Source organism: Chelativorans sp. (assembly GCF_031180965.1).
Taxonomy (GTDB): domain Bacteria; phylum Pseudomonadota; class Alphaproteobacteria; order Rhizobiales; family Rhizobiaceae; genus Chelativorans.
Genome location: NZ_JAPSLH010000032.1, coordinates 21,990 through 33,643, shown reverse-complemented (window position 1 = coordinate 33,643; position 11,654 = coordinate 21,990). Strand labels below are relative to the sequence as shown.

Annotated in this window: 11 protein-coding genes; 7 read left to right on the top strand and 4 right to left on the bottom strand. The window is 62.4% G+C overall.

Going from position 1 to position 11,654, the window contains the following annotated elements:
• Positions 1–2,456 (top strand): autotransporter domain-containing protein (locus RIN79_RS18630; protein WP_309086190.1); only part of this gene is annotated, 2,456 nt, incomplete at its 5' end.
• Positions 2,457–2,887: 431 nt separating this feature from the next.
• Here RIN79_RS18630 and RIN79_RS18625 read toward each other — a convergent pair.
• The 4 genes from RIN79_RS18625 to RIN79_RS18610 form a co-directional block, all read right to left on the bottom strand.
• Positions 2,888–3,241 carry a helix-turn-helix domain-containing protein gene (locus tag RIN79_RS18625; RefSeq protein WP_309086189.1) on the bottom strand — a complete coding sequence of 118 codons (354 nt, stop codon included), beginning with the start codon at positions 3,239–3,241 and terminating at the stop codon, positions 2,888–2,890.
• Positions 3,242–3,264: 23 nt separating this feature from the next.
• Complete coding sequence (locus RIN79_RS18620) at positions 3,265–3,588, bottom strand: nucleotide disphospho-sugar-binding domain-containing protein (RefSeq protein ID WP_309086188.1); 324 nt, start codon at positions 3,586–3,588, stop codon at positions 3,265–3,267.
• A gap of 239 nt (positions 3,589–3,827) precedes the next feature.
• Entirely contained in the window at positions 3,828–4,019 is a 192-nt protein-coding gene (locus RIN79_RS18615; protein WP_309086187.1) for a glycosyltransferase, read from the bottom strand.
• A 312-nt stretch (positions 4,020–4,331) separates the two neighbouring features.
• Positions 4,332–5,000, bottom strand: coding sequence for a TetR/AcrR family transcriptional regulator (locus tag RIN79_RS18610; protein WP_309086186.1), 669 nt, complete (start codon positions 4,998–5,000; stop codon positions 4,332–4,334).
• 180 nt (positions 5,001–5,180) lie between these two features.
• On the opposite strand from RIN79_RS18610, the gene RIN79_RS18605 reads away from it, so the two are divergent.
• The 6 genes from RIN79_RS18605 to RIN79_RS18580 all read left to right on the top strand — a co-directional run bounded on the left by RIN79_RS18605 (position 5,181) and on the right by RIN79_RS18580 (position 11,576).
• Positions 5,181–6,029 carry a shikimate dehydrogenase gene (locus RIN79_RS18605; protein ID WP_309086185.1) on the top strand — a complete coding sequence of 283 codons (849 nt, stop codon included), beginning with the start codon at positions 5,181–5,183 and terminating at the stop codon, positions 6,027–6,029.
• A gap of 310 nt (positions 6,030–6,339) precedes the next feature.
• Positions 6,340–7,326 (top strand): TRAP transporter substrate-binding protein DctP, encoded by a 987-nt coding sequence (gene dctP, locus RIN79_RS18600; RefSeq protein WP_309086184.1) that lies wholly within the window; start codon positions 6,340–6,342, stop codon positions 7,324–7,326.
• A 70-nt stretch (positions 7,327–7,396) separates the two neighbouring features.
• Positions 7,397–7,912 (top strand): TRAP transporter small permease subunit, encoded by a 516-nt coding sequence (locus RIN79_RS18595; protein WP_309086183.1) that lies wholly within the window; start codon positions 7,397–7,399, stop codon positions 7,910–7,912.
• Positions 7,909–9,210, top strand: a complete 1,302-nt coding sequence (locus tag RIN79_RS18590) for a TRAP transporter large permease (RefSeq protein ID WP_309086182.1) — start codon at positions 7,909–7,911, stop codon at positions 9,208–9,210. Before RIN79_RS18595 ends, RIN79_RS18590 begins: the two co-directional genes overlap by 4 nt.
• 21 nt (positions 9,211–9,231) lie before the next feature.
• Positions 9,232–9,678, top strand: coding sequence for a type II 3-dehydroquinate dehydratase (locus RIN79_RS18585; RefSeq protein WP_309086202.1), 447 nt, complete (start codon positions 9,232–9,234; stop codon positions 9,676–9,678).
• Positions 9,675–11,576: a bifunctional sugar phosphate isomerase/epimerase/4-hydroxyphenylpyruvate dioxygenase family protein gene (locus tag RIN79_RS18580; protein WP_309086181.1), complete on the top strand. Its 1,902-nt coding sequence runs from the start codon at positions 9,675–9,677 to the stop codon at positions 11,574–11,576. The genes RIN79_RS18585 and RIN79_RS18580 overlap by 4 nt, the downstream gene beginning before the upstream one ends.
• Positions 11,577–11,654: the final 78 nt, after the last annotated feature.

Sequence of the window (11,654 nt, the reverse complement as noted above, 5' to 3'; positions counted from 1 at the left end):
TTGGCAACACTACGAGCCTTCAGGGCGAGATCGCCAACAATGCCGCCCTTGTCTTCGACCAGGCGGCGAGCGGCACATTCGCCGGCAACATCTCCGGCAGCGGATCGCTCACCAAAACCGGCGGTGGAAGCCTCATCCTGACGGGAAACAACAGCTATACCGGCGGTACCATGATTACCGCCGGATCGCTGATCAGCAATACCGACAGCCTGACAGGAGACATCCTCAACAACGCGGCCCTCGTGTTCGATCAGGCTGCGAACGGCAGCTTCTCCGGCGATATCGCCGGCAGCGGAACGCTCATCAAGACGGGAACGGGGATCCTGACCCTGACGGGGCAGAACGCCTATGCCGGCGGCACCGTGATTTCCGCCGGAACGCTGGTCGGCAACACCGACAGCCTGACAGGAGACATCCTCAACAACGCGGCCCTCGTGTTCGATCAGGCTGCGAACGGCAGCTTCTCCGGCGATATCGGCGGCAGCGGCTCGCTCACCAAATCCGGCGCCGGCATTCTCAGGCTTGAAGGAAGCAGCAGCTATACGGGCGGGACCACTGTTGCCGGCGGAACGCTGGTCGGCGACGCCGAGAGCCTAGCCGGCAACATCGTCAACAACGCCGCCCTGGTCTTCGACCAGGCGACGGACGGCGCCTATGCCGGCAACATCTCCGGCGGCGGTTCGCTCACCAAATCCGGCGCTGGAAGCCTCATCTTGACGGGAAACAACAGCTATACCGGCGGCACGACGATCTCCGCCGGAACGCTGGTTGGCAACACTACGAGCCTTCAGGGCGAGATCGCCAACAATGCCGCCCTTGTCTTCGACCAGGCGGCGAGCGGCACATTCGCCGGCAACATCTCCGGCAGCGGATCGCTCACCAAAACCGGCGGTGGCGGGTTGACGTGGTCGGGAACCGGCACGTTCACCGGCGGAACTTACGTCATGAGCGGCATGCTTTCGGTCGACGGCAGCCTTTCTTCGCTCGTCACCATCGGCAATCGCGCCACTTTAGCGGGGACGGGGAACGTTGGCTCCTTCATCACAGGCGCGGGCGCGTCAATCGCGCCCGGCAATTCCATTGGTACGATTAACGTTGCCAACGTGGCGGATTTCGGCGACGGATCCGCTTACCTGGTGGAGGTCGATTCTTCAGGCCGTTCCGACCTGATAGCGGCAGGCGGAACGGCTATTATCAGCTCGAATGCCGCGGTGAGAGTTTCTCCGGAAAACGGAATGGACAATGGCTCGACCTACGGAAGGTCGAAGACCTACACCATCGTTTCCGCCGAAGGCGGCGTGACGGGCACATTCGGTTCCGTGAGCGACGACTTTGCCTATCTCACCTCATCGCTCAGCTACGACGCGACGAGTGTGTATCTGACGCTCGACCGCGTGGCCTTTTCTTCGCAGGCGGAAAACCCCAACCAACTTGCCGTCGCCAATGCGGTCGATGCGCTGGGGCCGGGTCCCCTCTTCGAAACGCTCCTGTACCTGAAGGAAGGCGAAGCCTCCGGAGCGCTGGATGCGCTGTCGGGGCAGATTCATGCCTCCTTGCGTGCGGCCCTCGCGGATCAGGCGCACAATTTCCCACGCCTGGCGCTCCGGCATCTATCCGCGGCGCCAGCTTACAAAGAGGGCGACCTCTGGACAGTGTCCCTCGGCCAATTCGCCCACTTTGATGAAACGTCCAGCGCCCGCGCCACCCATGCGAACACCGGTGGCTTTTATGTGGGCCGCGATCTCTATCAGGAGCACAGCTGGCACCTTGGCATTCTCGGCGGATATGCCCATTCGTCCATCAAGGAGGATGGTGCGCCGGCGGAAGCCGACATCGATACCTTCGAGCTCGGCTTCTACGGCTCGCTTGAGGCCGAAAACCTGAACTTCCGGTTTGGCAATGCCCAGGCCCTACATGCGATCTCGACCCACCGGCCCATACATCTCTCGACCTACACGGACACGTTGTCGGCCGACTACATGGCGGCGCGCGTGCAAGGTTTCGGCGAGCTTGCTTACGAGATCGAGCTGCCGCACGGTCGCCTCGAGCCGTTCTTCAATGCCGAGGTCCTCTACCAGACCTACTCCTCGTTCAGCGAGAATCCCGGCACCGCGGCCCTGTCCGGGCGTACCCAGAACGGCGTCTCCGCATTCACCACGCTGGGCATCCGTCTCGACGAGCGCTTCATGCTGGGCAACACAGTGGCGTCCCTGCAGGCCGAGGTCGGCTGGCGGCATCGCTATGACGATGCCACCTCCGAAGCGCTCCTTACATTTGCCGAAGGCGATCCGTTCAAGGTTTCGGGGGTTTCCTCCGCCAGGGACAGCTTCAACGTCCACCTTGGCCTCGACGTTGCCGCGACTGAGAATGCCTCTGTCGGAATTTCCTACGCCGGGGAGTTCAGCACCAGCGGAGACAGCCAGACCGTGAAGGCCGGATTGAGCATCAAGTTCTGAGATAGCTGCCGGTAAGCGCCGGACATAAAGACTGGGACGCGCGCGTTCCCTGCGAGCAGGTCGAGCCAAATCGCTCGCCGATTGGCGTGCTCCCCGTAGTGCACGGGGGCGACCCATTTGGTTGGTTCGGCACCGGTGCAAGCACCGGCTGTTGACCTAATTCGATCATCATTGCTGGCGTGCGGGCTGGTTTGGCTCGATCAGTGGCCCGCCTTGCGGTACGCTGTTTGAACGACTATCCGCATCACCTTGCCATGGACAATACCATTCCGAGTATGAAGCTCCACGTCATCCAGGCGCCGCGGTGACCGCTTCGGGCCTTTCGTACCCTAAACCAGATAGCATGTGTGTCCGGTGATGGAGCTAGCTGTCACAGCAGCCGACCGTCCGCTGTCGGCCTCAAATCAACCGGGGAACGTCGGGCACGCTAATCAGCCGGAGGGTGCGTCAGAATCGTTCCAAAAGACCTCGGCGCGTGCCGCATAGAGGTCGGGAGCAGGCCACCGATCGTGCCGATGCGTCTCGCCCCAGCGCGCGATTTCCTGAAGCGCCGGGATGAGCCCGGCGCCCCTTTTGGTGAGCGCGTAGGCGCCCCGATGGGACCCCTGACGCCGATGCACCTGCGTGATGAGGCCAGCCTCTTCAAGGCGGCGCAGGCGTTCCGAAAGAATATTGGTCGAGATCCTTTCCGGGGCAGTCAGAAGGTCCGAATAGCTCCTAGCACCCACCACCATCGATCGCAGCAGTAGCAACGACCACTTGTTGCCGACGAACCTGGCGGGCATTGTTCGTCGTCCACACGCTGCGCTCAACGCGAGGTGACGCTCAGTCGTTCGAGGAATTTAGTTGCGGTCTCGACACCGCGGTCCTTCGCTATGGCGATGCCCAGCTCAGCCGCTCGTGCCCGCATGGCGGCCGTGTCCATCGCTGCCAGCGCTTTGGCCAGCCCGGCGGCGCTGAGCGTCCTCCAGTCGAGTGGGGCGGGCCCAGCGCCAAGTGTGGCTACTCGCCTGCCCCAGAAGGGCTGATCACCGAAGAAAGGCACGATCTGCGTGGGCAGCCCTGCACGAAGGCTCGCCGCGGTCGTTCCTGCTCCCCCGTGATGGATCGCCGCACCTGCCCGTGGCAGCAATCGATCGTGCGGCGCGGCGTCCAGGAAGAACGCGCGGGCGCTCGCATCCACTTTACCGATCGCGCCGCCCCCCGCCGGCCAGCAGGCCACGCTTCCCGGTGGTTTCGAGAGCCTCCAGGATCGTGCCCGCCATCGCCGCACGGTCGATTCCCGGCACGCTCCCGAAGCCGAAATAGACCGGTGGGGGTCCAGCTGTCAGGAAAGCCTCCAGCGCCTCGTCCGGCTGCCAATCGGGGCTATTAAGGAACCAGCAGCGCCAGGAATTCTCCTGGCAAGCCCGCGAACGGAACACCGTACTCGGCGGCCATGTCGGTGAACTGGACGGGAGCGGCCAGTTGGACCTCATGTCCACGCGCCATCAGGCCCATAGCCAACGCAAGGTATGGCTGGACGTCCCCGCGTGTGCCGAGGGTTTCAATCGCGAAGCGCATCGACCCTCAAATACACCGTGCCGAAGTGAATGTCCGCTCGTTAAGACGCTGATCCCGAACCTGCCGGTCAGCTTCCGACCCAAGACGCGACATCCTAGAGGGCAACCGTCAGCTAGTGGCAAAATCCGTCGGTCTTTGCTCTTGTATGCTGCGTGGGCTCCCGACTATCGATACCGACATTCGCTTACGGCGCGATGGGCGTCCCGCATAAGCAGCGATTTGCGGTTTCTAATATAGGGCCCGAATGCGGTCGCTCAGGGTCAATATCGTTGTGTCGCAATTCACCGCGTTGAGCATCCTGGATTAGGTTGTCTAGTCCAGTTTGACGGCAAAGCGTACCACCATTGTCACCACGTGCCGGCGTAAGCTTGCCTGACCGGCGGCGCTATAAAGACGTTCTCCAAAAATCAGGGAGAAGGTTGCGCGGTTGGACACGTTGAAGAAACTAAGTGCGCTTATTAGCCAGTGCAGCTCCAATGGATCGATGTCATCACGGAAAACTCCTTCCTTCTTTCCGCGCCGGCAGATCGCCTCCAGCTTTTCGACAGCACCCGCATTCAGGCTGCCGATCAAATTCGACTGGCTGAGAAAGGCCCCGTGGTGGATGTTCTCGATCATCACGAGGCGGATAAAGTCGGGATTGCTGCTGTGGTGATCGAAGGTAAATTCAACCAAGCCTGTGAGCGCCTCCACCGGCGGCAGATTTTCGAGGTCGAGATTACGCTCGCCCTCGCGCACTTTCCGATACGCTTCCTCTAGCACGCGGCGGTAAAGCCCCTCCTTGTCGCCGAAATAGTAGTAGATCATGCGCTTTGACGTGCGTGTCTTGGCCGCGATCTCGTCCATGCGCGCGCCCGCCAGGCCGTTGGCGGCGAACTCCGCTGTCGCGACGGCTAGGATGTCCGACTGCACGCCAGCAGGGTCCTGCTTCCAGCCGCCCCGGCCGGTCCCACGTTCCGTTTCTAGTGCCACTTCGACCATTGTCCGAATCTCTGGGCTTCTGCCACATCCCATAATAGGAACTAACCTGTTCGTCCAAAAGGGTTGACTGAATTAACCGGATAGTTCAAAAATAAGTTGGGCACACCTTGACGGCGCATCCCCGTGGGAGGATCAGGTTTGAAGCCAGCGGTGATCAGCGCTGAACCTGCACGAACGCTCGTGTCGCCACGCAGCAGCGTGCTGGTCGGCCTCATTGGCCGCAGCATCCAGCTTTCCCGCACCCCTGCTATGCATGAAGCGGAGGGGCGTGCGCAGGGCATCGCTTACGTCTACCGGCTGATTGATGCCGATCTCATGGGCGATCCGGCGCCCTCGATCTCCGAACTCGTCCGTTTCGTCGAATATTTCGGGTTCTCCGGGTTCAACGTCACCTTCCCCTACAAGCAGGAGATCCTGCCGCTGCTCGACAAATTGTCGGATGCAGCGCGTGTGGTCGGCGCGGTCAATACGGTGGTGCTGAAGGACGGGTTGCGCTTCGGCCACAACACCGACTGCTGGGGCTTCGCCGAAAGCTTCAGGCGTGACATGGCGGGCGTATCCCTCGACCGCGTGGTCCAGTTCGGGGCCGGCGGCGCCGGAGCTGCGGTCGCCTATGCCCTCATCAAGCTGGGCGTGAAGGAACTTGCGATCGTCGATTCTCAGCCCGAGCGGGCGGAACGCCTGGCAGACCGTCTGAACACCGCCGCCAATGCCGCGGTCCGCGCGGCGACGAACATTGAGGCGGCGGTCGCGGCCGCCGACGGGCTGGTTAACACGACACCTGTGGGAATGGCCCAATGTCCCGGGATGCCCTTTCCCGGGGACCTTCTGGCATCCCACCAATGGGTGGCCGAGATCGTCTACTTTCCGAGGGAGACAGAGCTTCTGCGCCACGCCCGCCGCCTCGGGTGCAGGGTTCTTCCGGGGATGGGCATGGCAATCGGACAGGCGACGCGCGCCTTCGAGCTCTTCACGGGGAGGATGACGGACATGGCCGCCATGGCCAGGCATTTCGAGGCGCAGGCATGAGCCGCCCGCTCGGGAGGACGAGCGTAGTTGGAAGCCGCTGGAGCTGAGGAGGAGGAAATTTCATGAAAGCGCTTCATATCGCAGCCCTGGGGGGCTGTTGCAGCCGCGCGCCTCAGTGGAGAAGCACCCATTCCCGCGGGAATCAATGACGTCAGGGCCGTGATCAGGTTCCGCCATGGAGGCGATGGGCCCAACCTTCGTCTTCTTCACCGAGCAGCTCCAACCCGCAACATCACAGTGGTGCGGCCTACTCAACCGCAAGCAGGCCCGTGAAGGCTCTAGGACCAACCATCGTAAAAGGGAGGAAATCATGAACATCACCATCAGTCGCCGCCAGCTTATGCTCGGGCTGGGGCTTGCCTCCGCAGCAACGGCGTTTCCCGTGCTCGCCCAGGACAAGCCGAAGCTCCGCTTCTCCGCCGTATTCTCCGAGCAGGACATTCGCGCCGAGATGATGAAGCAGTTCGCCGACGCGATCGCCCAGGACTTCACCTTCGAAGGCTATTTTGGCGGCAACCTGTTCAAACAGGGCACCGAGCTCGTCGCGCTGCAGCGTGGCAATCTCGAGATGGGCAACGTCGCGCCGCAGGACGTCTCCAAGCAGATCCCGGCCTGGTCGATCGTGACGGCCGGCTATCTGTTCCGCGACGCGGCCCATGTGAGGGCCTTCTTCAACAGTGAGGCCGGCGCCGAACTGAAGAAGATGGCCGAGGACCAGCTTGGCATAAAGATCCTGGGACCGACCTATTTCGGCGTTCGCCAGGTCGGCCTGAAGCCCGAGAAAGAGATCCGCACGCCCGCCGATCTGACAGGTGTGAAGCTGCGCATGCCCCCGGGCGACGCCTGGCAGTTCCTTGGCGAGGCGCTTGGCGCCAACCCAACACCGATGGCTTACGCCGAGGTCTATACCGGCCTGCAGACCGGCGCGATCGACGGGCAGGACAACCCGCTGCCCAATGTCGAGAACATGAAGTTCTACGAGGTCATGTCGCAGATCGTGCTCACCTCGCACCTTGTCGGCTTCGACCTGCTGACCGTCTCGAAGAAGGTCTGGGACGAAATGGATGCGGACACGCAGGCCCGCTTCCAAGCGGCGGCCGACGCGGCGATCGATTTCTCCACGGAGAAGCATCTCGCGCAAGAGGCCGAGCTAGTTGAATCCTTCAAGGAAAGAGGCCTGAAGATCTACGAGCCCGATCAGGCCGCCTTCCGCGAGCATGTGCAGCAGCAGTACCTTGCCTCCGATCTCGCCAAGGACTGGCCGGAAGGCATGGTCGACAAAATCAACGCGCTTTGAGTGCCCAGCCCGCCGCGGGCATGATCCGCGGTGGGCTGCTTCATCTCTTTAGCAGGATGGGATGGAACGCATGCCATCGAAATTAAGGATCGGTCTCTGGCTATACCGCCGGGCGGAGAACCTTCTGGCGCTCATGCTCGGCACTATGTTCCTCGCATTCCTGCTGCAGGTCCTGTTCCGATACGTGCTCAACCTGCCCGTCGGATGGACCAACGAACTCAGCTCCATCCTCTGGATCTGGATCGTTCTCTTCGGTGCGGCCTTCGTCGTGCACGAGGAGGAGGAGATCCGCTTTGACCTGCTCTACGCCTCGGCAGGGTCCCGGGCTCGCCGGATCATGTTCCTGCTCTCGGCGGCGGCTTTGCTGTTCCTCTACGGATATTCCTTTCCGGCGGTGCTCGACTACGTCACCTTCATGAAGGTAGAGAAGAGCTCCTATCTCAAGCTGCGCTTCGACTGGGTCTTCTCTATCTACATCGTCTTCGTTCTGGCTGTGATCGCCCGCTATATCTGGCTGTCCTGGAAGGCGCTCACCGGCCGAAACGTCGATGCGTTCGACCCACCCAAGGCGGGCTCCGGCGTATGAGCTTCGCCAGCCCGTTCTCCCTGTCGCTCGTGGCAATCACCGCGCTCGCCTTCCTGGGTCTGCCGATCGGCCATGCCATGATCGCCGGCTCCATTCTCTACCTGTTGCTTGCGGGCCTCGATATGGGAACCGCCGCCGAACAGCTGCTGAACGGCATGTATTTCAACTACATCATCCTTGCCGTGCCGCTGTTCATCCTCGCCGCGGAGCTGATGAACATCGGCTCGATGACGGATCGCCTCATGGCCTTCTGCAACGCGGTGGTCGGCCGGTTCCGTGGCGGGCTGGCTCACGTCAACATCCTCCAGTCGATCATTTTCGCGGGCATGTCCGGCTCCGCGATCGCCGATGCCGCCGGAACCGGTAAGATGATGCAGCAGATCATGACCAGGGATCAGAAGTATCCGCCGAGCTATGCTGCGGCACTTACGGCGGCGACGGCTGTGATCGGGCCCATCATTCCGCCCTCGATCCCCATGATCATCTACGCCCTCGTTTCCGATGCATCGATCGGATACCTGTTCCTGGCCGGCGTCGTGCCGGGGCTGCTGATGGCCCTGTCGCAGATGATCATCGTCTGGTTCGATGCGCGCAGAAAGGGATTTCCGGTCGAGCCGCCCACGCCGCTGCGCGCCCTGCCGGGCATCACCTGGGGGGCGCTGCCGACGCTTATGATGCCCGTCGTCCTGCTCGGCGGCATCTACTCCGGCGTCACCACGCCGACGGAGGCGGCGGCTATCGCCGCGGCCTACGCGCTTCTCGTGTCGACCATCCTCTATCGCAGTGTGAGCCTCGGCGCTTTCTATCGTTCGGTGCTGTCGAGCGCGCGCACATCGGCATCCATCGGCATGCTGATCGCCGGCGCGCTGGTCTTCAACTATGTCGTCACGGTTGAAAATATCCCGCAGGCGCTGAGCGCGTTTCTCACCGCCCGCGATCTTTCCCCTACCGGTTTCCTGATCGTCGTCAACATCGTGCTCCTGCTGCTTGGTTGCCTGCTGGAGGGCACTACCATTCTTCTGGTCGTCGTGCCCGTGCTCATCCCCACGGCGCAGGCGTTCGGGATTGACATGGTCCATTTTGGCGTCATGGTCGTTGTCAACATCATGCTCGGCCTCATCACGCCCCCCTACGGCCTGCTGCTCTTCGTCATGACGCGGATCGCCGACGTGCCGTTGAGGGCCATCGTGCGCGACGTGCTCCCGTTCCTGTGGGCCATGGTGGCCGCGCTCGGCCTCATCACCTTCTTCCCCGATCTCGTGCTGTGGCTGCCGAGGCTGCTCGGATATGGCGGCTGACCGCCGGAAAGGTAGGTGACTATGACCATCAAGCCGATTTTCATCCTCAACGGACCGAATCTCAACCGCCTTGGAAAACGCGAGCCGGAAATCTACGGCACCACGACGCTCGCAGAGGTCGAGGCGATGTGCCGCGAGGCCGCGGGCCATACCTCCGTGCGGTTCCACCAGTCGAATGCCGAGCATCAGCTTGTCGACTGGATCCATGAAGCCATAGACGAGGGCGCGGGCATCATCATCAATCCGGCAGGCCTGAGCTTCAGGTCGATCCCGCTGCTCGACGCGCTGAAGATGTTTCCCGGGCCCATCATCGAATTCCACATCTCGAATATCCACCGGCGCGAGGAAATCTACCACCGCTCGCTCGTCTCCAGCGTCGCCACCGCTGTATTGGCCGGGCTCGGGCCGCGCGGCTACGCGCTGGCAGTGGAGGCTTTGATCGAGATGATCCGGGGGCGCGAGACATGAAGACGTCCATCGCCACGGTATCGATCAGCGGCGACCTGCGCGAGAAGCTGGCGGCGATCGCCGCTGCCGGTTTCGACGGCGTCGAGATTTTCGAAACCGATTTCCTCGCCTTCGACGGCACGCCGGCCGAAGTCGGCAGCATGATCCGCGACCACGGTCTGGAGATCACGCTGTTCCAGCCGTTCCGCGATTTCGAGGGTCTGCCCGAACCCCAGCGCTCGCGCGCTTTCGACCGGGCCGAGCGCAAATTCGACCTGATGGCCGAGCTCGGCACCGACCTAATGCTCATCTGCTCCAACGTCTCGCCGGCCGCTCTCGGCGGCATTGACCGCGCCGCAGCGGACTTCCATGAGCTTGGCGAGCGCGCGGCGAAGCGGGGCTTGAGGGTCGGCTACGAAGCGCTCGCCTGGGGGCGCCACATCAACGATCATCGCGACGCATGGGAGATTGTCAGGCGCGCCGACCACCCCAATATCGGTCTCATCCTCGATTCTTTTCACACGCTGGCGCGCAAGCTCGACGTCGAGACGATCCGCGCCATCCCCGGCGACCGCATCTTCATCGTGCAGCTTGCCGATGCCCCCTATATGGAAATGGACCTGCTCTCCTGGAGTCGGCACTATCGCAACATGCCAGGCCAGGGCGACCTGCCCGTGGTCGATTTCATGCGCGCCGTGGCGGTCACCGGCTATGACGGCCCGCTCTCGCTCGAAATCTTCAACGACCAGTTCCGCGGCGGCTCCCCCAAATCGATCGCGGTGGATGGCAGGCGGGCGCTGGTGAACCTGATGGATCAGGTCCGCCGCGCCGACGCTTACGCAATTGCAATCGACGTCCCCGACATGCCCGACCGGATCCCGGTGGAGGGGGTGGAATTCGTTGAATTCGCAGCCAATGACGAGGAAGCGGGCGAGCTTGGTCAGCTGCTTTCGACCATGGGCTTTGCGGCGCAGGCAAAGCACCGCAACAAGGACGTGATGCTCTGGCGGCAGGGCCCCGCCGCCTCCGGCATCAACATCGTCATCAATACGGAGCACGAGGGCTTCGCCCATTCCTCCTATCTCGTTCACGGAGCGAATGCCTATGCGTTCGGCATCCGTGTCGAGGACGCGCAGGCAACGGTGGCGCGCGCCCGCGCGCTCGGGGCGGAACCCTTCGAGCAGAAGCGCGGGCCGGGCGAGTTGGCAATCCCCGCCATCCGGGGCGTGGGCGGCGGCGTGATCTATTTCATCGACAGCGAACTCTCGCGCGTCTGGGATATCGAATTCGATCCGCTGCCGGAGAAAAAGTTGGCGGCCGACGCGGGCCTTGTCGCCGTCGACCACATCGCCCAGACGATGAACTATGAGGAGATGCTGACCTGGATCCTGTTCTACACGGCCATCTTCCGCACCCGGAAGTCGCCGATGGTGGACGTCATCGATCCCGGCGGGCTGGTGCGCAGCCAGGTCATAGAGAGCGAGAATGGCACGCTCCGGCTCACCCTCAACGGCGCCGAAAACCGCAAGACGCTGGCGGGCCACTTCATCGCGGAGAGCTTCGGTTCGTCCGTGCAGCACCTCGCCTTCGCCAGCAGCGATATCTTTGCGAGCGCTACGGCGATGCGGAAGCTCGGTTTCCGCCCGCTGGAGATCTCCCCCAACTACTATGACGACCTCGAGGCACGGTTCGGCATCGATCCGGCGCTGTCGGATCAGCTGCGATCGCACAACATCCTCTACGACCGGGACGAAGGCGGCGAATATTTCCAGTTCTACAGCACCAATTATGGCGAGGGCTTCTTCTTCGAGGTGGTTCAGCGGCGCGGCGATTATCACGGCTACGGCGCGGCCAATGCCCCATTCCGCATTGCCGCGCAGAAGCGTCAGCTGAGGCCTGCCGGGATGCCGAAGAGCTGACCACCCGCCGAACCTGTTCGCCTTGTCCCAACCAATTGGCTTGACAAGCTTGTGAACTTGTTCACACACTAGAATAAT

Coding starts and splice junctions, on each gene's coding strand:
- RIN79_RS18625 (WP_309086189.1), bottom strand. CDS start 3,241: ATGCCCGCCAGGTTCGTCGGCAACAAGTGGTCGTTGCTACTGCTGCGA.
- RIN79_RS18615 (WP_309086187.1), bottom strand. CDS start 4,019: ATGCGCTTCGCGATTGAAACCCTCGGCACACGCGGGGACGTCCAGCCA.
- RIN79_RS18610 (WP_309086186.1), bottom strand. CDS start 5,000: ATGGTCGAAGTGGCACTAGAAACGGAACGTGGGACCGGCCGGGGCGGC.
- dctP (WP_309086184.1), top strand. CDS start 6,340: ATGAACATCACCATCAGTCGCCGCCAGCTTATGCTCGGGCTGGGGCTT.
- RIN79_RS18595 (WP_309086183.1), top strand. CDS start 7,397: ATGCCATCGAAATTAAGGATCGGTCTCTGGCTATACCGCCGGGCGGAG.
- RIN79_RS18590 (WP_309086182.1), top strand. CDS start 7,909: ATGAGCTTCGCCAGCCCGTTCTCCCTGTCGCTCGTGGCAATCACCGCG.
- RIN79_RS18585 (WP_309086202.1), top strand. CDS start 9,232: ATGACCATCAAGCCGATTTTCATCCTCAACGGACCGAATCTCAACCGC.
- RIN79_RS18580 (WP_309086181.1), top strand. CDS start 9,675: ATGAAGACGTCCATCGCCACGGTATCGATCAGCGGCGACCTGCGCGAG.